The organism is Paenibacillus lacisoli (genome assembly GCF_030580655.1).
GTDB classification, from domain to species: domain Bacteria; phylum Bacillota; class Bacilli; order Paenibacillales; family Paenibacillaceae; genus Paenibacillus; species Paenibacillus lacisoli.
Window position 1 is genome coordinate 1 of sequence record NZ_JAUQTB010000012.1, and the last position, 26966, is coordinate 26966.

Sequence of the window (26966 nt, forward strand, 5' to 3'; positions counted from 1 at the left end):
TGTGGTGTAGAGGCCTAACATGCCTGCCTGTCACGCAGGAGACCGCGGGTTCGAATCCCGTCAGTTCCGCCATTTTTTATTGCTTCAGGGATGCAAATCCATGAGCCATTAGCTCAGTTGGTAGAGCACCTGACTTTTAATCAGGGTGTCGAAGGTTCGAGTCCTTCATGGCTCACCATTTACACTCAACAATTTCATTGTTTTTGCGGACGTGGCTCAGCGGTAGAGCATCGCCTTGCCAAGGCGAGGGTCGCGGGTTCGATTCCCGTCGTCCGCTCCATATGTCCCCTTAGCTCAGCTGGATAGAGCGTTTGACTACGAATCAAAAGGCCGGGAGTTCGAATCTCTCAGGGGACGTTTAATTACAAGCCGGTGTGGCGGAATTGGCAGACGCGCGCGACTCAAAATCGTGAGGGAAACCGTGGGGGTTCGAGTCCCTTCACCGGCATTATAGCGGGATGTAGCTCAGCTTGGTAGAGCACCTGGTTTGGGACCAGGGGGTCGCATGTTCAAATCGTGTCATCCCGATCTCAAGAAGACCACTGATTAATCTTAATTAGTGGTCTTCTTATTTGTATAGTCTATCTCTTCCCGGGTCACACTATGGTAAAACCAGTGGGATTGAAGGGATAAGCATGATTGGATCTAAACTGAAAAAGCAGCTGCTGAGACGATGGCGTAAACGTCGTAAATCCGTCTGGACTGGTCTCGCTTGCGGTATTATGGCTGTACTGTTGTGGACGGGCATGCATATGTCGGGAAATCTTCGTGAATTAATGAGCATGCCATTGTCAGAGCCGGCAGCAACGGCGGCCATGGCATCTATATCTGAAATGGCAGCAGAAATAAATGCAGGGCGTGAAGAGACAGAGCTAACGCTTCGGGCTTCAGACCAGGCAAGAGAAGTGTACCGGATTCGTCATTATATTTGCGGCTCGGAAACTGAGAAGCTGGGTACACATACGTCAGCCGAAGCTGTAGCACTGGTTGAGCAGCATCTGGAGTGGAAAAGCCGCATCGATCAGCAGGGGGCACTTGTGCTGGAGATGGAGATCGCAGATCTGTCGCCCAAATGCAAGCAGGCGGGTTATATGAGTCTCGATTCCGGAGGCAAGCTCGCCTTGTTCGAGGGGCCTCCCAAGAAGGAAAAAGTGATCCGGACATTTTTTCAGCTGGATTTGGGTTCGATGGAGACTTCCTTACCAGAAGGGGTACTCAAGCAGCTGCAGCAGGGTATCCGCATCCAGGATGTGGATGAATATAATAGTGTCATTTCCACATTCAGCGACTATGCCTTGAAGGAAACCAAACGTGTGATGAAGCCGCTGCCCAATGATGAAAAACAATAATGCTCAGGATGCCTGAAAGGCATCCTTTTTTTGCGTGTCCACATGAATAGAATCTGTTAAACTTTTTGGTCTAATCAATAGGAAGTTTGCTATAATACCAATAGTGATACATATGTTCGCTTTTAGGATAAGGGAGAGATGTTTTTGCGTTTTCTAGGAATTGACCCGGGCATTGCTATTGTCGGTTTTGGTATAGTAGATAAAGAGGGCAGCAGAATAACACCGGTACAATACGGGTCTATTCAGACTGAAGCCCATACACCCGAAGGAGACCGGCTGGAGCACGTTTATGAAGGCATGCTTCAGCTGATTGATCGATATAAGCCGGATACGGTAGCTTTTGAGAAACTGTTCTTCAACCGCAATGTCACCACAGCCATGTCTGTCAGCCAGGCCAGAGGGGTACTGGTATTGGCTGCGGTACAGCGCGGACTCCCGATTGGCGAGTATACACCGATGCAGGTGAAACAGGCGATTGTGGGCTACGGTAAGGCGGAGAAGAAGCAGGTACAGGAGATGGTCAAAATGTATCTGCGCCTTCAGACGGTACCCAAGCCCGATGATGTGGCCGATGCTCTGGCAGTAGCCATTTGTCATGCGCATTCTTATAATTTAAATTCCAAGTTAAATGAGGTATTACGGAAATGATCGATTTTTTACGGGGACCTGTGGTCCATTTGGAGAATGAATATGTCGTGCTGGATGTACAGGGAATCGGGTACCGTGTGTTTTGTCCCAATCCCTTTGTTTTTGCCAAAAGTGAAGGCCCGGTAACGATCTATATCCATCACCATGTAAGGGAAGATGCAATTCTATTATTTGGCTTTCCCACCCGGGAGGAGCAGCAGCTGTTTCGCAAGCTGATTGAAGTATCAGGGATTGGACCGCGTGTAGCGCTTGGTATTTTGACAGGCGGGAGTCCAGACAGCCTCGTTACAGCTATATACCAGGAGAACATAACATTCCTGACCAAGCTGCCGGGAATCGGCAAGAAGACGGCACAGCGCATGATTCTGGACCTGAAGGACAAGCTGGACGGCTTTGGAGCTGCGGCTTTTGCAACCGGATTGTTTGCGGTGCCGGTGGTGGAAGAAGGGGATGGATCATCCTGGTCGGAAGCTCGCGAGGGGTTGAAGGCATTGGGTTACACCGATACCGAGCTGGATAAGGTATGGCTGAAGCTGAAAAAAGACATCTCGCCGGACGATTCGGTGGATGTGATGATGAAGCGCGCGCTGCAGATGTTATTTGCGGGATAGGCGTCAGGCAAGACAACAGAGGAGCGATGAGTAATGGAAGACCGGCTGATTTCCGCTAATCTAATGATGGAAGATCAGGCCGTGGAGCTGAGTTTGCGGCCGCGGTATTTGAATGAATATATTGGCCAAAATCAGGTCAAGGAAAATTTAAAGGTATATATTGAAGCAGCCAAGATGCGCAAAGAAGCATTGGATCATGTACTGCTGTACGGGCCGCCAGGTCTCGGCAAAACAACGTTAGCGAACATTATCGCCAATGAGCTGGGTGTAAATCTGCGCACTACCTCCGGTCCCGCGATTGAACGGCCTGGTGACCTGGCTGCACTGCTGACCAACCTGCAGGAAGGCGACGTTCTGTTTATTGACGAGATTCACCGGCTCCATCGTACGGTGGAGGAGGTCATGTACCCGGCTATGGAAGACTTTGCCCTGGACATCATGATTGGCAAAGGGCCCAGCGCACGTTCCGTCCGTCTGGACCTGCCCCCGTTCACTCTGATAGGTGCAACTACGCGTGCCGGTCTGCTGTCAGCGCCGCTGCGGGACCGCTTTGGTGTGATCAGCCGGCTGGAATTCTATAATACAGACGAGCTGGCATACATCGTATCACGTGCGGCCGACATTCTGGGCATTGAAATTTTGGGAGACGCCGCAGAAGAAATCGCGCTGCGTTCCAGAGGAACCCCGCGAATCGCAAACCGCCTGTTGAAACGGGTGCGGGATTTTGCACAGGTTCGAGGTGACGGTATCATCAGTCCGGAGCTTGCATCTGAAGCACTCAAGCGGCTTCAGGTCGATCCAAGAGGACTGGATGAAATCGACCATAAAATGCTGCGAACAATGATCCAGAGCTTCCGCGGAGGACCTGTAGGCCTGGATACCATTGCAGCTACCATTGGCGAAGAGAGTCAGACCATTGAAGATGTCTATGAACCTTATCTGCTGCAGATCGGATTTCTGCAGAGGACACCAAGAGGCCGGGTTGCGACCCCTGCTGCTTATACCCATTTGGGACTGCCTCTGCCGATGGACAAAAGAGACTAACTGCACCATAACGAGCGCAGCTCCGTAACGGACAGGAGGAATTACTAGTGAGTACGATGAAGTTGAGCCGCAGGTGGAGGAAACGCATCGGAATGACAGCTGCCGCCAGTGTACTGGCGGCAGCCATGCTGATGCCAATGGCTGCCCCCGCGGATGCGGAGGGCACGGCTTCTACGATCCGGGTTGCAATGTTCGCAGATCTGGGCAGCAAATATAAATCGACGACCCCTTATGTGACTATGTCGTCTGGTGGAAGCTGGTCGCTGGGACAGCAGGGAACTTCGGGATTTCAATCCTGGGTTGACCTGCCGAGTGACAAGCAGGTGCGTTTTAGTATAGATAGCTATAAAGTAAAAGTACTGGAAACGGCGGATTTCAAGACGGCTGCTGCAGCGGCTAAGGCACTGCAGGCTGGAAGCGACAAACCCTTCCTTTTCTCTGCATCAAAGAATGGTGCCGCTGTCTATCAGCTGTACGCCGGGCCTTATACATCCGAGGCGCTGGCTAATACGGCTGCAGCCCGTACCGCCAAGACAGTCTCTGCCCAGCTGAACGGTCAGCAGCCAGCAGCGGTAGGCAGTTATCATCTGACGGCGGGCGTCTTCGCCAACCAGACAGCAGCTAATAGCGTCAAGTCACAGCTGAATAATGCCGGATTTGATGCAGATACCGTTATTGTAAACAGCAGCGGCAAGGCGAGCTATGAGGTGTGGACTGGAGAAGCGCTGAATACGGCGGGGCTTAGTTCACTCAAAAGCGCGATCGCCGCAAGGCTGCCCCAGCTGCCCCTGAATACCGTAAGCTCAACCGCTGTCGGTGCCATCATCCGGACGGATGCGGGTCTGAACCTGACCACCCTGCAGACGTCGCCTCATTATCTGCTGAGCATTCCGGCTAATGCCAAGATGACCATTCACGGCGGGGATGAAGGAATCCAGCTGGTTGAGCGCTCTAAGCGCACCTATCGCGGTGACCTGGAACTCAGCATTTTATCCGGCCAGTTGGCTGTCGTTAATGAGCTTCCGATCGAGCAATATTTGTACTCCGTGGTTGGAGCCGAGGTGTATTCCTCCTGGCCGGCAGAATCACTGAAGGCTCAGGCCGTAGCTGCGCGCAGCTATGCCCTTGCCCAGGGGATGAAATTTACGATCGCGAACGTCGTAGATACAACCTTAAGCCAAGCCTATAACGGCATGAGTTCAGAGAATGCGGCTGTATCCAAGGCGGTGGATGCTACAGAGGGTGAAGTGCTCATCAATAACGGCAAGGTAGTGGAGGCTGTTTTCTCCTCTAACGCCGGAGGGGTGACAGCAGATACCTCAGAAGTGTGGAACGGCGGCGGGAATGTGTTCAAGAGTGTGGACAGCAGCAGCGATATTGCCGCTGCCAAAGACCAGAAAAGCTGGTATCATGTCCTGCTGAAGAGCGGTAAGACAGGTTATATCCGTGAGGATAACGTTAAAGAGCTGGAGGGTGTGACCGAAGCCGGCCTTGGCAAAGTGACTGTAACCGCGCAGAATACAAATGTGCGTCCTCTTCCGCTCATTCAGAGCGGCGTGAACCCGGTGGCCCAACTTAGTCCGGGCGAGGAGGCCATTGTGCTCGAAGAAGTAACGGAATCCGGCAGTTATGCCTGGATACGGGGTCCATATACGGGTGCTGAAATACTGAAGTTTATGCAGGGGAAAACGACAGGGTCGCTTCCTTCATCCATTAACCAGCTTGAGGTGACCCAGCGTGGACCTTCCGGCAGGGTGACCATGATTCAGGTGAACGGACAGAATGCAGCAGTCAAAACGCCGGATACCTACCGTTCTGCAATGGGAAGTGTACCCAGTACTTTATTTGAAATTACAGGGACCGGAAGTTATACTGTATTAGGCGCTGACGGTACACGCGGCACGATGTCTGCCGGGCAGTCGTCTTCCGTATTGTCTGCTTCTGGCAAAACCTCGGTTGCGAACGCCGGCACTGTCATTATGGATGGCAGCGGAGACGCACGTGTGGTTGACAGCAGCCAGAAGTATCTGATTACCGGCTACGGTAACGGTCATGGCCTGGGCCTGTCCCAGTGGGGGGCCAAAGGGTTGGCGGATCAAGGGTATGATTACCAGGCGATCCTGAAACACTATTATCAGAATGTAACTATTACTAAGGAATGAACACGATATGAACGTAGACTTGTATGATTTTGATTTACCTGAAGAACTAATTGCACAGACACCGCTTCTGGAACGCAGTTCCTCCAGACTGCTGACGCTGGATAAACAGACTGGAAAGGTCGGACACCGGACCTTTAAGGATATTGCGGAGCTGCTTCAGCCCGGGGATACTCTCGTACTGAACGACACCCGCGTTATACCGGCCCGATTGTTCGGCTTGAAGCAGGATACGGGCGCCAAAGCTGAAGTGCTGCTGCTGAAGAACCTGGAGGGAGACCGCTGGGAGGCGCTTGTTAAACCAGGCAAGAAGCTGAAGAAGGGCGCGGTCATCACCTTCGGCGACGAATTGACAGCAACGATTGAAGATGAAGGGGAGATGGGCGGCCGGACACTGCGTTTCAGTTACCAAGGGATTTTTCAAGAGATTCTGGACCGTCTTGGCTCGATGCCGCTCCCTCCGTACATCAAAGAAACACTGGATGACAAGGAACGCTACCAGACTGTATATGCGAAGCATGAAGGGTCGGCGGCAGCTCCTACGGCAGGGCTTCATTTCACGGAGGAACTGCTGGACCAGCTGCGCGCCAAGGGAGTACAGATCGCGTTTATCACGCTCCATGTCGGTCTGGGTACATTCCGCCCCATGTCTGTAGATGTCGTGGAAGAGCATGTCATGCATGAGGAGTATTACTCCATTACGCAGGAGACGGCAGATTTGTTGAACGAGACCAAAGAACGCGGCGGCAAAGTTGTCGCTGTAGGCACCACAAGCTGTCGTACACTGGAAACGGTGGGCAGCAAGTTCGAAGGCGGCAAGCTGCAGGCGAGCAGCGGATGGACCTCGATTTTTATTTATCCGGGTTACACCTTCAAGGTAGTTGATGGATTGATTACGAATTTTCATCTCCCTAAATCCACACTGGTCATGCTGGTCAGCGCGCTGGCAGGCCGAGAACATATCATGGAGGCGTACAAGCAGGCGGTGGATCTGAAATACAGATTCTTCAGCTTTGGGGACGCCATGTACATTTATTAGAATAAAGAGGACGGTAAAACAATGGCAGCAGCGATAACATACGAACATATTAAGACCTGTAAGCAATCCGGTGCACGATTGGGCCGAGTGCATACGCCGCACGGCATTATTGAGACGCCGACCTTTATGCCGGTGGGTACGCAGGCAACCGTGAAGACGATGAGCCCGGAGGAATTGAAGGAGATGAACGCCCAGATTATTCTGAGCAATACCTATCATCTGTTCCTTCGCCCAGGACATGAGATCGTCCGCCAGGCAGGCGGACTGCACAAGTTCATGAACTGGGACCGGCCGATCCTTACGGACAGCGGCGGTTTTCAGGTGTTCTCCTTAAGCGAGATGCGCAAAATCACTGAAGAAGGCGTGCACTTCCGCTCCCATCTGAATGGGGATAAGAAGTTCTTGTCGCCTGAGGTTGCAATGGAAATCCAGAATGCACTGGGTTCCGATATTATGATGGCGTTTGATGAATGTCCTCCTTTTCCGGCGGAATATGATTATGTCAAACGTTCGCTTGAGCGGACAAGCCGCTGGGCGGAGAGATGCTTAGAGAGTCATGCAAGACCACAGGACCAAGGCCTTTTCGCTATTGTTCAGGGGGGCATGCATGAAGATCTGCGCAGACAAAGCGCGGCTGATTTGACTTCCATGGATTTCCCGGGGTATGCTATTGGTGGACTGAGTGTGGGCGAGCCTAAGCACTTGATGTATGAGGTGCTCGACTATACGGTTCCTTTGCTGCCTTCGAACAAACCGCGCTACCTGATGGGAGTAGGTTCTCCTGATGCCCTGATCGAGGGTTCGATCCGCGGTATTGATATGTTTGACTGTGTGCTGCCGACCCGTATTGCGAGAAACGGAACGACGATGACAAGCCAGGGAAGACTGGTTGTACGGAATGCGAAGTTTGCTGAGGACTTTGGACCATTGGATCCGGAGTGCAGCTGCTACACCTGCCGTAATTATTCCCGTGCTTATCTTCGTCACCTGATCAAGGCGGACGAGACATTTGGATTGCGTCTGACCACTTACCACAACCTGCACTTCCTGCTGGACTTGATGCGCAAGGTTCGTGAAGCCATTATGGAGGACAGACTGCTGGATTTCCGTGATGAGTTCTTCGAGCAATACGGTCTGCATGAAAACGATAAAGGTTTTTAAGCTCTGACAGAATGATTGATGTACCGGGTGTAGTCCATGAAAGGGGGGAAAACTTAACATGTATCAATTTGCAACAGCTGCAGCTAGCGGCGGGGCAGGATCGATCGTCCAGCTGATCTGGCCGTTCGTTCTGATGTTTGCCATCTTTTATTTCCTGCTAATCCGTCCTCAGCAAAAGAAACAAAAACAGCGTGCCAGCATGCTGAACGCTATGAAAAAAGGCGATAAAGCGGTAACAATCGGGGGTCTTCACGGGACGATTGTTGAGATTACCGACGATATTGTTGTGCTTCGTGTAAACGATGTCACCAAACTGACATTCGATCGGAGTGCAATCAGTACGTCGATTTCTCACAGCACAGAATCTGCAGAGTAAGGGATTCAACTGGTGTGATTCCAGAATGTTACCAAAAGAGTTCATGAACAGATTTTGTTCATGGACTCTTTTTTTGTAGGAGCGGACAGCAAAAAAGCCCGAAAAAAGTTTTCGGGCTTTCTCCGTTTTAGTACCTGTTAAGACCTGATCGCATGGTATCCACATAACGATGGTCATTCCGCAGTGTCCGTCTGGCAAGCCGGAGTCCGAGGGTGGATGCCGTCAAGCCAAGCACCAGCCCGGCCAGCATGTCGCTGAGCCAGTGTACGCCCAGATAGAAAATGCTGAACACGATAATGACGCCGCAGATCGGTGCGATGATGGACCAGCTCTTGACTCCAGAGCGTATGGCCAACGCGGATACCGTGACCGAAATGGCCGTATGCAGGCTTGGAAAACAGTTGTTCAAGCCGGAGAGAGGACGGTAGATCTCCTCAAAGGCTGGAAACGCGTCAAGCATATGAAAGGTGACCTGCGCGGGTGCATAGTGCCACACTTCATTGACGGGGAAGAACAGGTAGAACGGGATGGCTACCAGGTAATTAATAATAACGGCATAACAGGTGCCATACATCCATACCCAATTTTTCTTGGCGGCATAGATGCCCACCGAGCTGATAAGAATAGTCTGAAAGACAACGATGTAGAAGAAGACCAGAATAGGTGTCAGCCAAGGAGTATAGAACAGCTGCTGAAAATGATGGACAAAACGGCCTTCTAAACCGAAGATGTCAGGTGTGAAATCTCCTGAAAATTTCATGGCATTCTCGAACTGCAGCTCGTATTTGTTCATGAGCAGAACACAGACCATGGCCGCGAACAGAATAAGGAATTTTCTGGAGAAGATCAGCTCCTTCACAAAGATCCATGCTGCTTTGAATGGATTCTGCATTGAGCCGAGCCAGAGCAGTAGAACAACCACCAGGCTTGTATAAATAGAGATATATGTCATTGACTGGTACAACGGGTAGCCTCCCCTTTTCTGACAGAACTTTTCCCAGTTTAACATAATCGAATTCCGAATACTTTACATTTTATTTACGGATTTGTACACCGACCATACCGCCAATTGCTGCAATGACGAAGGAGGCGAGGAGATGGACAGCATCGGTAAGCCCGACTGCTGAATCCAGCGCGAGAAATCCAATCAGGATGACAGCGAGTCCGTACAGTACCCCGGTCAAACCGCCGTAATACCAGCCTTTGCTGCCGGATCTTTTACCGGCTGTAAAACCTCCGGCAGCTAGTGCAATGCCGTGAACCAGATTCGTGTACGAATTCAGATCCTTCTCACTCATGCCGCTTGTCCACAGCAGCAGCGACAAAACGAATGCCCCAAGCATCATCCATAGAAATGCATACATCATTCCGGACAACATGGGGTTCGCGATCCGAAATGAAGACAGTCTGCGGATCATTTCCATTCAGGCAACCTCCCTCGTTTATATCAGCATTTATCCTACTACATTGTATGGTCAAGCCCTCGGGCATAGTACGGAATGAAAGGGTTTCTGTGGTTTCTTTTTTCAGTTTCCATTAATTAAAGAGCATTCATCTGCATGAGTCCGTCTTATCCCGGTCAGAATACCAATACGTTGACAAACCGGTCCATTACAGGAAGGGTAGATGAAGAGATGCAGGATACCTTTGATCATTTATGGCGGACGCTTCTCATGTATGTGCTGGTTTATCTGGTCATGCGGATGATGGGGAAGAGGGAGATTGGCAAACTCTCCGTATTTGACCTTGTCATCTCCATCATGATCGCTGAAATTGCAGTCTTTGCACTGGAGGATATTCAAAGACCGATCTTCCATTCCATCTTCATGCTCGTCATTCTGCTGGTACTGCAGATCTTCACCGCCTGGCTTAGTCTAAAGAGCCGCAAAGCGAGACTGCTGTTTGACGGCAAACCGAGCGTACTGATCTCCAAAGGAAAAATTAATAGAAAAGAAATGGGCAAGCAGCGCTACAACCTCGATGATCTGATGCTGCAGCTTCGCGAGCAAAATGTGGACAGCATCAGCAATGTGGAATTTGCTATTCTCGAGACAACGGGCAAGCTGACAGTGATACCTAAGGATGAGTCTGCAGATCAAAAGGATCCTGCCAAAGGGCAGTCCAACTCGCTGTCGAGACCCAACAATGCATTCAAGCAGGAGCGTGCCGCTTTTTTAGGCAATTTCAAATATGAAGGACTGCCGATTCCACTGATTATGGATGGCAAGGTCCAGGATAAAAATCTTGAAGTTATCGATAAAACCCGTTTTTGGCTGAAAAGTCAGATTCAAAAGCAGGGTATTCGCGACTTCAAGGATGTATTTCTCTGTTCCATGGACCATACGGGTAAAATCTATATCAATAAAAAGGAAAAGAGTTAGCGGAACCATCTTCCTAGCCCGGGAACGCGCACCAGATCATGCCGGTCAATCATACGGGAGATCACCATAATGAAAAGATACACGATCAGTCCCGCCAGCGAGGCGCTGATACATTTCATCCATACGGCTTCCATGAAGGTGAGCTTGGTATAGGTGAAGAGGACAGACGCAGCCATAATGAGCATGCCGGCTCCGATTTTCCAGAAATCCTGAAGAGGAAACCGGAAGGCGAGCAGCCGCCCTACACTAAAGCCATGGCAGAGGGCCACAATCACATTATTCAGACAAATGGCAAAGACGGCTCCGTAGATACCGTATTCCGGACGGGAGGCCAGCAGCAGAATCAATCCAATCTTGATTACGGCGCCTAGCAAAGTGTTAAACAGGGCAGTGCCCGGACGTTCCAGAGCCTGGAGTGCTGCCTGAAGCGGAGGCTGGATATACATGAACAGCGCGAAGGGCGCCATAATTTTGAGCATGCCGGCGATGGAGGCATCATTATACAGCATCAGGCATAAAGGCTCGGGCAGCACATACATGATGACTGCGAATGGAGCTCCAGTAACAAGCGCAAGCCGGACGGATTGGTGCAATCTTTTATGAATCATCGCTGTATCCCCCCGCGCTGCTGCTTCCGACAGGGAGGGCACGAGTGAAATGGCAAGTGATGTGGTTAAGGCGCCAGGCAGCAAAAGAATGGGGATAATCATTCCCTGCAAAGCGCCGTATTGCGCCGTAGCCGCAGCAGTGGCAATCCCGGCGATAGCCAGGCTTCGCATGGATATGATGGATTCGAGCAAATACGAGAATGAACCGATAAGCCGGCCTGCAGTGACTGGAACGGAGATCGACAGGAGGCGGCGGAGAACGATCCGTTTGCCGGGAGCGGACGCAGGTCCGCTGTTTGGCATGCCAAGAGGTTCAAAGCTATAACGGCGGCGGTTCCACAGCAGTACCATCATACCGATAAATTCCCCTGCTAATGCCCCCAGCATGGCTCCTGCCGCTGCGTATTCAATTCCTCTTGGCAGCAGCAGATACGAGAACCAGATCACACAGACGATTCGCATCAGCGTCTCGGCGATAGACGAAGCAGCGGAAGGAATCATATTCTGCATGCCTTGAAAATACCCCCGGTAAACCGCGGATACAGCCACGATGATAATCATGGGACTCATACTGATGAATGCCTGATAGACTCTCGGGTCTGTCAGGACGTGCTGGGTAATCCACGGTGCAAAAAGAATGTAGACCCCTGTGAAAAATATCCCTAATGTCAGGGTGAATGCGAGGCTTGTCCGCAAAATGCGTCGTGAAGCTGCCTGAGACCCCGATATTTCCGCTTCAGCGACCATTTTGGCAACTGCGAGCGGAATTCCCCCGGTTATTAATGTCACCAGTACAATGAAAAAAGGATAGGCCTGCTGGAACAGTCCCACACCTTCGGCCCCGATGACACGCGGCAGCACGATTCGCGGTATGAAGCCAAGCATCCGGTTCGCGATCCCGGCAGCGAGAAGGATCATCGTTCCTTGTATAAATGTTTGTTTTTTCAATCCGCGTCGCCTTCTTCCCCCAATAAAATGATGCGCTGTACTCACACAGCTGTTTGCTATAAGGTTATGCCGCTCCTGGCCGCTCTCATGCCAAAGTTTTGTCCAAATCCTGACGATGACATAAAGAACCAGACGCAAAAATAAAGGAAAGCCTTCTATAGAAGGCGAATTCAAGGTATGATGGATATATTATTGCTATCAGTAGAGCTGAAAGGGCAGTCAGAGGAGAGGGGGCAGTGTCATGACCGCGGATTTGGAGTATGAATATTGGGACGAAGATATTGAGACTCTCTGTCAGAGCAAAGCGGAAGAGCTGCGACTTGTCGGCTATGAATATGTAACGAGCAAGGATGTATGGGAATGTATCAGCCATAAGTACGAGAAGGACGGAATCCCGCCGCTTCATCGTCTCGTGAACGATATCCTGTCGCTGAAGGCCACTGGTTTCATGAACTATATGACCCTGTCCGCACTTCGTGGATCCACTTTCGAATAGAAAGGGGTCTTTTTTGTGTTCAAATTGACTGGCTTTTGAGGGGTGGCTATAATAGGAATATTGAGAATGAAAGGGGAACAAGGGTCGGCATGAAAAGAATTGTCAGTTTCATCGTGGTCGTGCTTATTTCTGTGGGAATCATGGCCTGGTCAAGCCCGGGGCTGCTGAATAACCTGAAGTTGGGCCTTGATCTAAAGGGAGGCTTCGAGATCCTCTATCAAGCACAGCCGCTGGAAAAAGGACAAAAAGTGAGCAAGGAATCTTTAGTCCAGACTGCGCGGAGTCTTGAAAGCCGTATCAATGCACTGGGTACCTCCGAGCCGGAAGTAACTACAGAAGGCACAGATCGAATCCGTGTGCGGCTAGCAGGCGTCAAGAATGAGGCAGAGGTTCGTGCCCAGTTGAAGAAACCGGCTGTATTGACGTTCCGCAGCGCCACCGATAAGGACAAGGAAGGAACCTACAGCAAAATTGAACTGCGCGGGAATGAGTTTGTAGAGAATGGGGCCAAGGTGTCCTTTAATCAGCTGAATCAGCCGATGATTGATATCAAAGTGAAGGACAAGGCCAAATTTGCAGAAATCACGAAACGGTTGATTGGCAAACCGCTGGCCATTTACCTGGATGAGGAATTGCTGTCTGCTCCTACGGTACAACAGGAACTTACAGACGGTTCAGCTCAAATCACAGGCAGCTATACGCTGGACGAAGCGAACAAGCTGAGAGACACCATTAACCTGGGCGCACTTCCTTTGAACCTGACTGAGAAGTATACACAGAGTGTTGGAGCCTCTTTGGGACAGATGTCCCTGAATCAGACGATCCAGGCCGGTCTGGTCGGCTCTGTCATTATTTTGCTCTTTATGATCTTTATGTATCGTGTACCTGGTCTGATCGCCAGCTTCTGTCTGATCGTTCATACCTGGGCCGTACTTCTGATTTTCTACTGGGGACATTTTGTACTTACACTGCCTGGTATCGCAGCATTCGTGCTCGGGATCGGGATGGCTGTCGATGCCAATATCATTACGTATGAACGTATCAAGGAAGAGATCCGTACCGGCAAATCAATCCGTTCTGCGGTTATCGCGGGCAGCAAGAGCTCCTTCCGGACGGTCATGGATGCCAATATCACAACAATCATCGCAGCAGCAGTCATGTTTGCATTGGGTACAGGTGCGGTTAGAGGCTTTGCGCTTGTGCTGATGGTGGATATCGTAGTCAGCATCATTACGAACATCTTCTTCTCCCGGTTCTTGCTGAATCTGCTGGTTAAAGGCGATGCTGTCAAGAAGCCAAGAGCTTTTGGAGTGAAGGAGGGTGAAATCAGTGAGCTCTAAGAAAGAAAAATGGAATTATGATTTCATCAAGGCAAGCAAGTTCTTTTACACATTTTCTATTATTATTACCCTGCTGGGAATTATTTGCCTCGCGGTCTTCGGATTGAATTATGGGGTGGACTTCCGCTCCGGTTCGAACGTGGACATCTCGCTGAGCAAAAATATTACCGCTGCGCAAATTCAGCCGATTCTTAAACAGGTCGGTGTGGACGACCATGCGGAGATTACGGTCAGCAATGACCGGGCAAATATCCGTTTTGCCAAAGTATTGTCCGAAACACAGGAAAATCAGCTTAAGACCACCATTACCAAGGATCTCGACTCTAAAGCTTCCTTCGAAGTGAATACAGTGGATACGGAAATGGCGAAGGAGCTGGAGCGCAACGCGCTGTACGCAGTGCTAATTGCGAGTGTAGCGATCATGGCCTATGTCGCTGTCCGCTTCGAATGGCGTTTTGCTGTTGCGGCTGTAGTATCTCTGCTGCATGATGCGTTCCTTGTTATCAGCATCTTCTCCATCTTCCGCCTGGAAGTGGATTTGACCTTTATTACAGCGATTCTGACGATTGTTGGGTTCTCCATCAATGACACAATCGTTATCTTTGACCGGATTCGTGAAAATCTCCGCTTCTCCAAGCAGAAGACCAAGGATGATTTGAAGACGATCGTCAACAAAAGTATTTCGCAGACGATGTCCCGCTCGCTCGGGACCGTGTTCACGGTATTTATTGCCGCATTCTGTCTGTTCGTGCTCGGCGGCGAATCCATCCGCATGTTCTCGCTTGCGATGGTTATCGGCCTTGTGTTCGGTGCTTATTCATCGATCTTCATCGCAAGCCCGCTGTGGTTTGCTCTGAAAGGCAAGCAAAAGAACAAGCCGGCACCCGCCAAAGCCAAAACGGCAAAAGAATAAGTCCAGGATCTGCCAAGCCGCGTCCGCGTCTGAAGGGACGCGGTTTTATCATTGACAGCAGTACATGATCATCGTCAGCACAAGTATGAGGGGGAATTCTTGTGAAGAGCGTACGCAGCCATTCATCGGAAGCCGCCGCATGGACAGGCATTATCAGTCATCTGGGAATTGCTGTATTGAAGGTCGTTGTCGGATTCGCCAGCGGAAGCAAGGCTCTGATTGCCGGCGCCATGTATGATGCTTCAGATGCCGCTGCAGCTGCAGCGGAACGTCTGCCGCAGCGGCGTACTGGTAAGAGACGTAAACCAAGGGATGCACAGGGGAGCAGTTCCAATCCGGTTGTGTCCGTGACTTTATCAGTCCTGCTGTTAATGGCAGGTCTGCAGACCGCCTTTTCTTCTATTCGGGATCTGGCGGAGTCTGAACCGGCAGCGCCAGGCATATACAGTCTGATCGCCGCAGTGGTGGCGCTTGGACTAATGGAGGCCATTTTCCAATTCCAGTATCGCAGTGCGCGCAAACACAACCGGTCTGAGGCAGCTAGATATGCCTATGATCATAAATTTTCGCTGTATGCCGCACTAGCATCACTCGTTGGCATCAGCGGCTCGATGGCAGGAGAAGCTTCGGATTTGCAGTTTCTGCTCTATATGGATCCTGTTGCTTCTATAGTCATTTCATGTCTTGTTCTGTACCGCGCTTATCGTATGATCGTTGAATCGGTGTACGGCTCATTAGTAGAAGAGCTGCAGCACGAGGATTCCGGCGATTTCATGGATACTGTTCAGCGTGTTCATGGCGTCGTAACGGTAGAACAGCTCACAGCCAAGGAGGTTCGGCATAGTGTCACCATTGACCTGGTGATCAGTGTCAATCCACGTATTACCGTTGCGGAGGCACAGGAGATATCGGATATGGTAAAAGCGTTGCTGCTGGGCCGTTTCGCTCAGGTAGCTGAAGTTCATATCCAGGCGGTGCCCTATCAGGCCGCCTACCCGTATAAATCAAATCATGAATTACCGGATAACGATGCGTCGACACTGGTGCAGTAAACCGGCTATCGATCCAAACAGAAAGAGGTGAGACCTTTTGCTACATTCACAGTACCGCTGGGACCTTCCGGGTACCGATCCGGCGGCTGCCGAAACGCTTGCACAGCAGTTGAACGTGTCTAAGCTGCTGGCTTCGCTGCTGATGAACCGCGGGATCACGACCGTAGATGCGGCAAAAGCGTTTCTGTACAGCACACATGAACAAATGCATGATCCTTTTTTGCTGCGGGGAATGAAAGAGGCCGTTGATCGTATCCGGCTGGCCCTGGAGCGTGAAGAACATATTCTGATCTACGGTGACTATGATGCGGATGGTGTCTCCAGTACGGCCTTGATGATTTATCTTATGAGGCATCTGGGAGCCTCCTTCGACATCTATATTCCTCACCGTTCCAATGAAGGCTATGGCCTCCATAACCATGCCCTTGATTGGGCCATGCAGCAGGGTGTCTCATTAGTGGTCACCGTGGATACGGGGATTAGTGCTGTCGAGCAGATTGCCTATGCCAATTCGCTGGGGATTGACGTCGTGGTAACGGATCATCACGAGCCGCCAGAGATTCTGCCGGAAGCTTATACGCTTGTAAACCCGAAGCTGCCGGATTGTCCATATCCGTTTAAGGGGCTGGCTGGCGTCGGAGTGGCATTGAAGCTGGCACAGGCGATGCTCGGTGAGGTTCCCGAAGCATGGTATGAGATAGCGTCCATCGGTACGATTGCGGATCTGATGCCGCTGCAGGGAGAGAACCGTTATATCGTCAAGACGGGTCTGGAATCCATGCGGCGAACTTCATTTCCAGGGATTGCAGCTTTATTGTCTGTGGGTGGCATTGAGATTGGCGCAGTAACTTCAGTGAATGTCGCCTTTGCCATGGCACCGCGGATCAATGCCAGCGGCAGATTGGACCATGCCGGACGTGCCGTATCGCTGCTGACGACAGAACACCAGGATGAGGCGGAACGGCTGGCCTCAGAGCTGGACCTGCTTAACAAGGAGAGACAGCGCGTCGTTCAGGAGATTGTGGACGAAGCCATAAACCGCGTAGAACAGCGAGTCCAGGCAGAGGGATTGCCGGATGTGATCGTGGTGGCGGGCGAAGGCTGGAATGTGGGTGTCGTCGGAATCGTCGCATCCAAGCTGCTGGAGCGGTATTACCGTGCTACCATCATTCTAGGCATAGATGCGTCTACCGGCATGTGTAAAGGATCTGCCCGGTCCATACCGGGGCTCGATATCTACGAAGCACTCAGCTCCTGCAAAGATTTGATGGAGCACTTTGGCGGTCATCCGGCTGCCGCAGGTATGGCTCTGCACAGTGACCAACTTTCCGCGTTTGATACGGCATTGAACCAGTTTGCCGCTGTTCATTTAAAGCCGGAGCATTATGTTCCGGTCATGGAGGTGGATGGAGTGCTGCAGCTGGAGGAGACGCCGCTGGCAGCGGTTGAGGAACTTGAGCTGCTGCAGCCTTTCGGCATGGACAACCCGACACCCCGGTTTTTACTCCAGGGAGCGGCTGTTCAAGAAACTCGTAGAATGGGTCGGGAGCGCAACCATCTGAAGCTCCAGCTTAATCAAAAAGGCAGGCAGCTGGATGTGGTCGCATTTGGCCGGGGAGCTCTTGCCGATTACCTCGAGCCGAAGACGGCCCTGGATGTAGTAGGTGAGCTGACAATCAATGAATGGAATGGAAACCGCAAGCTGCAGCTGATGCTGCAGGATCTGCGAATGCCGGAGATGCAGGTATTTGATCTGCGGGACTCGCGTGATCCTGCCGGTGAGGTGCAGCGCTGTCTGCAAGAACTGAAACCGTATATGGGCAGAGAGCATACCTGGGCGGGTGTCGTCCGGGAAGGTTCCTATCTGCTGAATCAGGGAAATTCATTGAATGAGCAGCAGCTTTGGGTATATGATAAGCATGTTGGCGTTCGGCCTCTAAACCCGGAGGCATCGAGGGAGTCCTTATCCAGCGTACAGACCTTGTTCGTGCTCGAGCTGCCGGAGACGATGGAACAGCTTCTTGCCCTGCTGTCTGACTGCAGTGCAGTGGAGAACCTGTTCCTGCTCTACTCAAGGCAAGATGCCGCTGCCGGTCGGCTCGAGAAGCCTTCGCGTGAGAGCTTTAAGCGGGTCTATATTCTGCTCTCCAAGCTGGGACCCAACCCGGTGAGTGAACGGGATATTCTTCCCGCCCTGAGCCGGCAGTGTTCGCTATCTGTGCGAATGCTGTCCAAGGCCCTTGATGTATTCGCTGAATTGGGATTCGTGGAGCGGAATGGCGGGCAAATATCCTTTGTCTCCAATCCGCCGAAGCGTGATCTCGAAGACTCTCGTCATTATCAGGAGCTTGGACATCTGGCAGAGATGGAGCAGTATCTGCTTCACGAGAATGCCTCAAATCTGACCCGCTGGATGATGGAGAGGACACAAGGGGTTTCCTGATTCTTTCGTACGCAAGAGGCTGGATAACCAGTATTGAGTTATAGAGCATTGGGTTTCAAAGGATTATTGATGAATTTGTATATTTTGGAGGAGATTTAGTTGGATTATAAAGAATATATTCGGGTGATTCCTGATTTTCCACAGCCGGGAATCAGCTTTAAGGACATTACAACACTTCTGAAGAACGGGGAAATGTACCGGGAAGCGATTAACGACCTGAAAAAGCTCGTAGCCGATCTTAAAATTGATGTCATTGCAGGCCCGGAAGCACGCGGATTTGTGGTTGGTGCTCCACTGGCTTATGCTCTGGGAGTCGGTTTTGCGCCGATCCGCAAGAGCGGCAAGCTGCCAGGCGAGACGATTGAAGTCGGCTATGACCTCGAATATGGCAAGGATACACTTGCAATGCATACAGATGCGATTGTAAAGGATCAGAACGTTCTGATTGCAGATGACCTGCTGGCAACAGGGGGCACGATTGCGACTTCCGTTAATCTGGTACGCCAACTGGGCGGCAATGTAGTTGGTGCAGCCTTCCTGATTGAACTGGAAGAGCTGAACGGCCGGGCGAAGCTGCCGGATATTGATGTGTTTACTTTGGTGACATATTCCGTCTAACTCCGATATTTTCCCGGGAAATAAAAAAGCCTTAACTCCTTCACGAAGGGGTTAAGGCTTTTTATATTTCGTTCATGTACTTCTAAGGCGGCAGTGATCAATCAGGTGTTTTCTCCACTAATTCATTGTCTTTGCCTTCGTTGGACCAGCCGAGGACCTCGAACAGCTTGAACAGCAGGCTCAGCAGAATGCCGACAATCGTTGCGAGCGCCATGCCTTTCAGTTCAAAGTGTCCATAGGAATAATTGATAGTAAGCTTGGTACCGCTGATCCCGATGACCAGTACAACCGTAGCGAGCAGCATATTGGAGGCCTTGGCAAAGTTAACCTTCTGCTCGACAAAGATCCGCAGGCCGGATGCTGCAATCACTCCGAAGAGGAGCAGGGACACACCGCCCATAACCGGTGAAGGGATGTTGGCAATCACGGCAGAAAAAGTACCGGAGAAGGAGAGCAGGACGGCGATGACGGCTGCCCCGCCAATGACCCAGACAGAATAGACACGGGTCAAAGCCATTACGCCGATGTTCTCACCGTAGGTTGTGTTCGGTGTAGAACCAACAAAGCCGGAGAAAATGGTGGATATACCGTTACCGAGCAGGGAGCGATGCAGACCAGGGTCCTTGGACAGGTCCTTGCCGACGATGTTACTCGTGACGAGCAAATGACCGATGTGCTCTACAATGACAACCAGGGCGACAGGCAGAATGGTCAGAATTGCAGACATATCCCACACGGGAGTTGTCAAGGTGGGCAGGGAGAGAAAGGAGGACTGATCAATAGCGCCCGTATTTACCATGCCCATACTCCAAGCCAATACATAACCAACCACGATGCCGATCAGGATATGAATGATTTTGGGAAAGCCGCGGAAGAGCACAGCACCCAGTACGGTGACTCCAAGTGTAACAAGTGACAAGAATATGGTTTGTGGATCAGGTGTCCAGGACTTGGTCGGATCAGGGTTAATCAACCCGGCCATGCCTGCTGCGACAGGAACCAGCTCCAGACCGATCAGGGCGACGATAGAGCCCATGACAGCTGGAGGGAATACGACATTAATCCAGCGTGTACCAGCATACTTGACGATCAAAGCGATTACGCAGAATACAACCCCAGTTACGATAAAAGCGCTAAGCGCCTTGGCATAGCCATGATCCGGGTCATTAGTAAGCACCAGAGTCACCGGCGAGATGAAGGCAAAGCTGGAACCGAGATAGGCCGGGATTTTGCCGCGGCAGATCGCGATGTACAGCAGGGTGCCGATGCCGTTCATCAGCAGGATCATGCTGGGATCGACATGAAAGAGGTTAGGCACAAGCACGGTGCTGCCGAACATGGCAAACAGATGCTGCAGGCTCAGCAGGAAGCCGGGCCCTAATGGAAGTTTTTGATTCACTTGAATTTCACGCTGCAACGATATTCACTCCTAAATGGTATTCTTTTCGATCTGCTTGAGATTATCCTTAATAGATTATAGAGGTTCACGTATTTTGGCAACCTATTTTATGACAATATGCACGGGTTTCTTAACATTTATTGTCGAGTTTCCGCGCAAAGGCATGATGGTTGACGTAGGACACACGAAGCGTCATAATTATAGGAAATCACTTTACGGAACCCTCGGTTATGGACTGTTTGGAGGGCTCCTTCGTATAGAAAGGACACGGAAAAGCTAGAATGGGCATAGAGCGATTACTTGAAAAGGCCGGGGCCTATATCAAAGAACAGGATCTGATTCGCATTCAGGAAGCCTACGAGTTTGCGGATCAGGCACACCATGGGCAGGTCCGTAAATCAGGCGAGCCTTATATTCTGCATCCACTGGCGGTTGCGGATATTGTCGTTAATATGCAGATGGACACCATCTCCATTATTGCTGCGCTTCTTCACGATGTTGTTGAAGATACGACAGTTTCTTTGGCAGAGATTCGTGAAGCCTTTGGTGATACGTGCGCCATGCTGGTGGACGGCTTGACGAAGCTTGAACGGATTCAGTTCCGGTCCAAGGAAGAGCAGCAGAACGAGAATTACCGCAAAATGTTTATCGCCATGGCCCAGGACATTCGCGTGATTGTCATTAAGCTGGCAGACCGTCTTCATAATATGCGGACGCTGAAGTACCAATCGGAAGAGAGTCAGCGCCGTATTGCATACGAAACGCTCGAAATTTTCTGTCCGATTGCGAATCGGCTCGGGATCTCGGCGATTAAATGGGAAATGGAGGACATTGCCCTCCGTTATTTAAATCCGCAGCAGTACTACCGGATTGCCAATCTGATGCATAAAAAACGGGCTGAGCGTGAGGAATTTATCGATAATGTCATCCATCGCATCCGCGAGAAGCTGGAAGAGATGGGTGTTCAGGCAGATTTATCAGGCCGGCCCAAGCATATATACAGCGTTTTTAAGAAAATGACTACCAAAAACAAGCAGTTTAATGAGATTTATGATCTGCTTGCTATTCGTATTATCGTGGATAATATCAAGGACTGTTATGCAACGCTGGGTATTATTCACACACTATGGAAGCCGATGCCGGGCCGGTTCAAGGACTATATTGCCATGCCAAAGGCCAACATGTACCAATCCCTGCACACGACGGTGGTTGGACCGAACGGTGAGCCGACGGAAGTGCAGATTCGTACCTGGGACATGCACCGGACGGCTGAATTCGGTATTGCGGCCCACTGGGCCTACAAGGAGAATAACGGCTCGAGCGCAGGTCAGCTGGAAGACAAGATTACGTTCTTCCGTGAAATCCTTGAGCTGCAGAACGAGACGAAGGATGCATCCGAGTTCGTAGAGTCGCTCAAGATGGACTTTTTCTCTGACCTGGTATTTGTATTTACGCCAAAAGGGGAAGTCATCGAGCTGCCCGCAGGCTCGGTTCCGCTTGATTTTGCTTACAGGATTCATACCGAGGTCGGCAATCGTACGATTGGCGCGAAGGTTAACGGCCGTATTGTGCCGCTGGACTATCAGCTGAAGACCGGTGATATCGTCGAGATTCTTACCTCCAAGCACTCCTACGGACCAAGTCAGGACTGGCTTAAGATCGCCCAGTCCTCGCATGCCCGCAGCAAGATCAAGCAGTGGTTCAAGAAGGAGAAGCGCGAGGAGAACATTGAGAAGGGCCGCGAGAATCTGGAGCGTGAGTTGAAGCGTCTGGGACTGGAGCCTTCCGCATGGTTGAGTGATGACAAACTGCAGGAGGTCGCAGGCAAGTTTGCCTTCAACGATATTGAGGACATGCTGTCAGCGATCGGTTTTGGCGGAATTACAGCTGCACAGGTATGTACACGCCTGACCGAGAAGCTGCGCAAGGAGCAGGAAGAAGCGAAGCTGCTGGAGCTCAGCACAGAAGTTAAGGAAATCAAGCCGGCAGGAGACCGCAGCAAACGTCCGACGAACGGCGTGCGCGTGGAAGGCGTCGACAATCTGCTGGTCCGCTTTGCCCGCTGCTGTAACCCTGTACCGGGGGACGATATTGTCGGTTATGTTACACGCGGACGGGGTGTGTCTGTTCACCGCAGTGACTGTCCGAACATCCCGGACGGTGAAGGCGAAGACCAGGCACGTGTAATCGATGTTCAATGGGAAGAAGAGATTGAAACGATCTACAGCGTCGATATCGAGATTACCGGTCACGACCGCAATGGTTTGCTGAATGAGGTGCTTCAGGCCGTTTCCGAGAGCAAGACGAATATGTCTGCTGTAACCGGACGTTCAGACAAGAACAAGATGGCTTTGATTCATATGACGATACTGATCCGCAATACCGATCATTTACAGTCGGTTGTAGACCGGATCAAACGGGTGAAGGACGTATATACCGTACACCGTATTATGCAATAAACGGCAGGTGTCCTGCCGGAGTAAGGAGTTTGGAACAACAATGAGAGTAGTCATTCAGCGCTGCAAGGAAGCCCGTGTAACGGTAAACGGCAGCATTACGGGGCAGATTCAGGCAGGACTAATGCTGCTGGTCGGCGTAACTCATGAAGATACAGAGCAGGATGCCGCATACTTGGCTGACAAGGTAGCAGGTCTGCGTATTTTTGAAGATGAGCAGGAGAAAATGAATTTCAGTGTCCAGGATGTCGGCGGATCGATTTTATCGGTATCCCAATTCACCCTGTATGGAGATGCCCGCAAGGGCAGAAGACCGAACTTCATGGCTGCTGCCAAGCCGGATGCCGCATTGGAATTGTATAACCACTTCAATGATCTGCTGCGAGGTAAAGGATTGGTCGTAGAGACCGGGCAGTTCGGTGCTATGATGGATGTTTCTCTGGTTAACTGGGGGCCTGTTACACTGATTCTGGACAGCAGAGGCTGATCAGAGATCCATTCAATCCAATTAGCATAAAACGATATTCTTGCACAGAAAGCCGGTTCTAAGGAACCGGCTTTTTTCTTTGCCTGCTGCCTGCAGCACACATATTGCCAAACTTATTTGCTCAACCTGTTACTGTATGCAAAAACAAGCATCTGTCAGGAGGCAGGAGTCATGAGACAATCGGATCAGCTGCAGGGCTGCAGGATCTCCATCCATATTCCATGCGGAAGTTTAGCTGAGATGCAGTTATTGCGAAGGGAGGACAGCCGTTCAGATCATATATGGGAGATAGATCCAAAGGCGTACGGGAACAATAAGAGGCTTCCCCGGCTATAAACCAGCGGCATGAATTAAAGCTGACTGTGTAAAAGATGTTAGAAACAGGCGTTCTGCGGGTAATAACAAACCGAGGTCGACGAAGAAAGCGATAGAGAAGGGAGATTGGATTGCATATGAGTAAAGTAGCGTTTTTGCTGGCAGACCAATTTGAAGATTCCGAAATGCAGGTGCCCTATGATGAGGTAAAAAAAGCAGGGCATGATGTAGACATTATCGGACTGAACAAAGGCGACACTGTAAAAGGCAAACAAGGCAAAGCTGAATATACAATCGAGAAATCCATCACCGACGTATCCGCAAGTGAATACGATGCTATCGTTATTCCGGGAGGCTCTTCCCCTGAAAATCTGAGATTGGATGCGAATATCCTCAAGTTTGTCACTGAGGTCAACAGTGCGAAAAAGCCGATCGCAGCCATCTGCCATGGACCGCAAATCCTGGCCAGTGCAGACCTGCTGAAAGGACGCAAAATCACATCCTATCCGCCGCTTAAGGACGATATGATTAATGCGGGCGCCGAGTTTGAGGATCAGGAAGCTGTCGTGGACGGCAACTTTATCACGTCACGTACACCGAAGGATGAGCCGGCATTTGTCCGTGAAATCCTGAATGTGTTGTAATTGTTGAATCATTATTAATCATGAGGAGGGATTAGCATGGCTAAGCAGATTCAAGCGTATTTCAAAACAGAGGATCAGGCTGAAGGGGCAAGAACATCGCTTCAGGCTTACCGTACGGAGCACCTGGAGGTCGGGAAGCTGGACAGCGCGATCGGAAGGGACCGGCGGCTGATTATTCCGCTTGTGCCTTACAACAACTCGGGTTCCATGAATACAGCGGGAGCTGTAGGATTTACAGGGGCAGCCGGCGCAGGAAGTTATGCGAATAATGTTGTGCCTGTCGTTGCCGAGAATGATCGCGATATCTCGCGTGAGGATGCGCCGAATTCGGATGCGCCGCCGTCCGATGATAATCTGCTGGGTGCCGGCGAAGTCGATCCTGATGATTATAATGATCTGACCTATGTGCTGTCCGCTAAGGTAAGCGATGAAGACTATGAAGCGATCGTGCAGAAGCTGCGCCAGAACAATGCTTATGTGGAGAGCTTTGATTAAAGAAACTAGGCCCTCTTTCTTGCGAAAGAGGGTCTTTTGCTGAGACAATAAACTCTTAATATAGATAGCGCTTTCAGTCTTGTAATACAAATGTAATATTAGTTCAATAAAGCTTTAACATTGTCTGTTTATAATAACAGCATGACCCCCTTTTTTAATATATCCTTTGAACCTGCAGACCGTTCTGCAGGTTTTTTTCTTGCAATCTGTAACTTGTAGGACTAGAGGAAACTGTCGCATCATGTTATTTTATCTTGACTTTAATGTGGCAGTTCATTACAATCTAAAAATAATTGAAAAACGATTTGATGACGGGACCAAGTAATCCGTATCCCACATGTCAGAGAGGAATCCCCTGGGCTGGAAGGATTCTCATGATGAACGGATGAATGACTTCCCCGAGAACGAACGGCGAACCTGTTTACCTGTCAGCAGGCAAACTTTAGTAGCCGGATCGCGCGAGCGGGCGTTAACGTATGAGCGGATGCAGTTTCCTTGAGAACTGGAGGCAGGGCCATTGGAAGGTCTTGCTGCGGTGATATAACCGGTCCGGAATGTGGGTGGTACCACGGGTGATTTATGTACACAATCTCTCGTCCCTGTTAACAATGATTAACAGGGCGAGAGTTTTTTTTATCTAGAACAGCATTTGGAGGGATGAAGGATGGCATTTCAAAAGCCAACCGGAACGCAGGATTTGCTGCCAGGCGTTGTAGAAAAGTGGCAGTTCGTAGAAGATAAAATCCGTGATTTGTGCAGACGTTTTAATTACCGTGAAGTGCGCACCCCGATTTTTGAACAGACGGATCTGTTCGTACGGGGGATTGGTGACACTACGGACGTCGTTGAAAAAGAAATGTACACATTCAAGGACAAAGGAGACCGCAGCCTGACGCTCCGTCCCGAAGGTACGGCCGGTGTAGTTCGCGCCTATGTGGAGAACAAGCTGTACGGCGAGCCTGACGTTACCAAGGTGTATTACATGGGGCCGATGTTCCGTTATGAACGTCCGCAAGCTGGACGGCAGCGCCAATTTCACCAGTTCGGGGTAGAAGCCTTCGGCGCAACCCATCCTGCCATAGATGCAGAAGTGATCGCCATGGGATACCAATTCTGCCGCGAGCTTGGGCTCAAGGGAGTAGGCGTTGAGATCAACTCGGTCGGTAATCCGGAGAGCCGTGCGGCATACCGTGAGAAACTGCTGGGCTTCCTGAGACCGATGAAGGATACACTCTGCAAGGACTGCCAGTCCCGGATGGAACGCAATCCCCTGCGTGTGCTTGACTGCAAGGTCGATCAGGATAAATTCACAGGCGCTCCGTCCATTCTGGATAGTTTGGATGAGGAATGCCGAGTTCACTTTGCAAGTGTTCAGGAGTACCTGGACCTGATGGATGTGGAGTATACAATCAACTCGCGTCTCGTACGCGGACTGGATTACTATACACAGACAGCCTTTGAGTTTAAGGCACAGGGGATCGGTGCTATTGATACGGTTGGCGGCGGTGGACGCTACAATGGTCTGGTAGGGGAAATAGGCGGCCCAGACCAGCCGGGAATCGGTTTCGGCATCGGCCTGGAGCGTATTCAGCTGATTCTGGAGCACCAGCAGGTGGAACTGGATGCGGTCAAACCGCTGGATGTGTACCTGGTTGCGCTGGGAGAATCCGCTGAGAAGGAAGTGGCGAAGCAGCTGTTCAAGCTGCGTCTGGCCGGCTTTGCAGCCGAACGGGACTATCTTGACCGCAAGATGAAGGCACAGATGAAATCGGCTGATCGCTTCAAGGCGCGTTATACCGCCATTCTGGGCGAAGATGAGCTGGAGCGCGGAGAGATTGCCCTGAAGGTCATGGAGACTGGAGAGCAGCGGACGGTCAAGCTGGATGAGCTTGTTCAGGCTATTCTTTAAGTGAACGCAGCATCAAGAAATGCTGAATATTGAGATTTCTAAATTTTATATATGGTTAAAGGAGATGGACTGACA

Annotated in this window: 24 protein-coding genes and 5 tRNA genes; 25 read left to right on the forward strand and 4 right to left on the reverse strand. The window is 50.8% G+C overall.

From position 1 onward, the window contains the following. Positions 1-102: 102 nt before the first annotated feature. The 13 genes from Q5741_RS16870 to yajC all read left to right on the forward strand — a co-directional run bounded on the left by Q5741_RS16870 (position 103) and on the right by yajC (position 8387). A tRNA-Lys gene (locus Q5741_RS16870) sits at positions 103-178 on the forward strand. Between the two features lie 27 nt (positions 179-205). Continuing rightward, a tRNA-Gly gene (locus tag Q5741_RS16875) sits at positions 206-280 on the forward strand. 3 nt (positions 281-283) lie between these two features. Next, positions 284-357, forward strand: a tRNA-Arg gene (locus Q5741_RS16880). An 11-nt stretch (positions 358-368) separates the two neighbouring features. Next, positions 369-448, forward strand: a tRNA-Leu gene (locus tag Q5741_RS16885). A gap of 6 nt (positions 449-454) precedes the next feature. After that, positions 455-528: transfer RNA gene (locus Q5741_RS16890), tRNA-Pro, on the forward strand. Between the two features lie 107 nt (positions 529-635). Beyond that, positions 636-1349, forward strand: a complete 714-nt coding sequence (locus Q5741_RS16895; protein WP_305025298.1) for a BofC C-terminal domain-containing protein — start codon at positions 636-638, stop codon at positions 1347-1349. Positions 1350-1493: 144 nt separating this feature from the next. Next, positions 1494-1997 carry a crossover junction endodeoxyribonuclease RuvC gene (ruvC, locus tag Q5741_RS16900; RefSeq protein WP_305025299.1) on the forward strand — a complete coding sequence of 168 codons (504 nt, stop codon included), beginning with the start codon at positions 1494-1496 and terminating at the stop codon, positions 1995-1997. After that, on the forward strand, positions 1994-2608 hold the full coding sequence (gene ruvA / locus Q5741_RS16905; RefSeq protein ID WP_305025300.1) for a Holliday junction branch migration protein RuvA: 615 nt from the start codon (positions 1994-1996) through the stop codon (positions 2606-2608). The genes ruvC and ruvA overlap by 4 nt, the downstream gene beginning before the upstream one ends. A gap of 33 nt (positions 2609-2641) precedes the next feature. Then, positions 2642-3652: a Holliday junction branch migration DNA helicase RuvB gene (gene ruvB, locus Q5741_RS16910; protein ID WP_305025301.1), complete on the forward strand. Its 1011-nt coding sequence runs from the start codon at positions 2642-2644 to the stop codon at positions 3650-3652. A gap of 56 nt (positions 3653-3708) precedes the next feature. Continuing rightward, entirely contained in the window at positions 3709-5814 is a 2106-nt protein-coding gene (locus Q5741_RS16915) for a SpoIID/LytB domain-containing protein (protein WP_305025382.1), read from the forward strand. A gap of 7 nt (positions 5815-5821) precedes the next feature. Next, entirely contained in the window at positions 5822-6850 is a 1029-nt protein-coding gene (gene queA, locus Q5741_RS16920; RefSeq protein WP_305025302.1) for a tRNA preQ1(34) S-adenosylmethionine ribosyltransferase-isomerase QueA, read from the forward strand. A 21-nt stretch (positions 6851-6871) separates the two neighbouring features. Continuing rightward, positions 6872-8011, forward strand: coding sequence for a tRNA guanosine(34) transglycosylase Tgt (tgt, locus tag Q5741_RS16925; RefSeq protein WP_305025303.1), 1140 nt, complete (start codon positions 6872-6874; stop codon positions 8009-8011). A gap of 58 nt (positions 8012-8069) precedes the next feature. Next, positions 8070-8387, forward strand: coding sequence for a preprotein translocase subunit YajC (gene yajC, locus Q5741_RS16930; protein WP_305025304.1), 318 nt, complete (start codon positions 8070-8072; stop codon positions 8385-8387). Positions 8388-8514: 127 nt separating this feature from the next. On the opposite strand, the gene Q5741_RS16935 is transcribed toward yajC, so the two are convergent. After that, entirely contained in the window at positions 8515-9339 is an 825-nt protein-coding gene (locus Q5741_RS16935) for a phosphatase PAP2 family protein (protein ID WP_305025305.1), read from the reverse strand. Positions 9340-9421: 82 nt separating this feature from the next. Further along, positions 9422-9811: a TIGR04086 family membrane protein gene (locus tag Q5741_RS16940; RefSeq protein ID WP_305025306.1), complete on the reverse strand. Its 390-nt coding sequence runs from the start codon at positions 9809-9811 to the stop codon at positions 9422-9424. Between the two features lie 210 nt (positions 9812-10021). Between Q5741_RS16940 and Q5741_RS16945 the strand changes: the two genes are divergently transcribed. Beyond that, positions 10022-10768: a DUF421 domain-containing protein gene (locus Q5741_RS16945; protein ID WP_305025383.1), complete on the forward strand. Its 747-nt coding sequence runs from the start codon at positions 10022-10024 to the stop codon at positions 10766-10768. Here Q5741_RS16945 and spoVB read toward each other — a convergent pair. After that, entirely contained in the window at positions 10765-12324 is a 1560-nt protein-coding gene (spoVB, locus tag Q5741_RS16950) for a stage V sporulation protein B (protein ID WP_305025307.1), read from the reverse strand. The genes Q5741_RS16945 and spoVB overlap by 4 nt on opposite strands. Before the next feature lie 241 nt (positions 12325-12565). Between spoVB and Q5741_RS16955 the strand changes: the two genes are divergently transcribed. From Q5741_RS16955 to Q5741_RS16980, 6 genes are all read left to right on the forward strand, one after another. Beyond that, entirely contained in the window at positions 12566-12820 is a 255-nt protein-coding gene (locus tag Q5741_RS16955; protein WP_305025308.1) for a post-transcriptional regulator, read from the forward strand. Positions 12821-12909: 89 nt separating this feature from the next. Further along, positions 12910-14160: a protein translocase subunit SecD gene (secD, locus tag Q5741_RS16960; protein ID WP_305025309.1), complete on the forward strand. Its 1251-nt coding sequence runs from the start codon at positions 12910-12912 to the stop codon at positions 14158-14160. After that, positions 14141-15073, forward strand: a complete 933-nt coding sequence (gene secF, locus Q5741_RS16965) for a protein translocase subunit SecF (RefSeq protein ID WP_407074375.1) — start codon at positions 14141-14143, stop codon at positions 15071-15073. The genes secD and secF overlap by 20 nt, the downstream gene beginning before the upstream one ends. A 101-nt stretch (positions 15074-15174) precedes the next feature. Further along, positions 15175-16125, forward strand: coding sequence for a cation diffusion facilitator family transporter (locus tag Q5741_RS16970; RefSeq protein WP_305025311.1), 951 nt, complete (start codon positions 15175-15177; stop codon positions 16123-16125). 37 nt (positions 16126-16162) lie between these two features. Then, a complete protein-coding gene (gene recJ, locus Q5741_RS16975; RefSeq protein ID WP_305025312.1) occupies positions 16163-18568 on the forward strand; it encodes a single-stranded-DNA-specific exonuclease RecJ in 2406 nt (801 codons plus the stop codon). Between the two features lie 99 nt (positions 18569-18667). After that, the gene (locus tag Q5741_RS16980; protein ID WP_305025313.1) at positions 18668-19186 is read left to right on the forward strand and encodes an adenine phosphoribosyltransferase; all 519 of its coding nucleotides are present in this window, start codon (positions 18668-18670) and stop codon (positions 19184-19186) included. Between the two features lie 97 nt (positions 19187-19283). Here the strand turns inward: Q5741_RS16980 and uraA are convergent, their stop codons facing one another. Continuing rightward, positions 19284-20603: a uracil permease gene (uraA, locus tag Q5741_RS16985; RefSeq protein WP_305025314.1), complete on the reverse strand. Its 1320-nt coding sequence runs from the start codon at positions 20601-20603 to the stop codon at positions 19284-19286. A gap of 263 nt (positions 20604-20866) precedes the next feature. On the opposite strand from uraA, the gene Q5741_RS16990 reads away from it, so the two are divergent. The 5 genes from Q5741_RS16990 (at position 20867) to hisS (ending at position 26891) form a co-directional block, all read left to right on the forward strand. Continuing rightward, complete coding sequence (locus Q5741_RS16990) at positions 20867-23044, forward strand: RelA/SpoT family protein (protein WP_305025315.1); 2178 nt, start codon at positions 20867-20869, stop codon at positions 23042-23044. A gap of 40 nt (positions 23045-23084) precedes the next feature. Next, on the forward strand, positions 23085-23528 hold the full coding sequence (dtd, locus tag Q5741_RS16995; RefSeq protein ID WP_305025316.1) for a D-aminoacyl-tRNA deacylase: 444 nt from the start codon (positions 23085-23087) through the stop codon (positions 23526-23528). A gap of 452 nt (positions 23529-23980) precedes the next feature. Further along, complete coding sequence (locus Q5741_RS17000; RefSeq protein ID WP_305025317.1) at positions 23981-24487, forward strand: type 1 glutamine amidotransferase domain-containing protein; 507 nt, start codon at positions 23981-23983, stop codon at positions 24485-24487. A 36-nt stretch (positions 24488-24523) separates the two neighbouring features. Next, the gene (locus Q5741_RS17005) at positions 24524-24982 is read left to right on the forward strand and encodes a hypothetical protein (RefSeq protein ID WP_305025318.1); all 459 of its coding nucleotides are present in this window, start codon (positions 24524-24526) and stop codon (positions 24980-24982) included. 664 nt (positions 24983-25646) lie between these two features. Next, entirely contained in the window at positions 25647-26891 is a 1245-nt protein-coding gene (gene hisS / locus Q5741_RS17010) for a histidine--tRNA ligase (RefSeq protein ID WP_305025319.1), read from the forward strand. Positions 26892-26966: the final 75 nt, after the last annotated feature.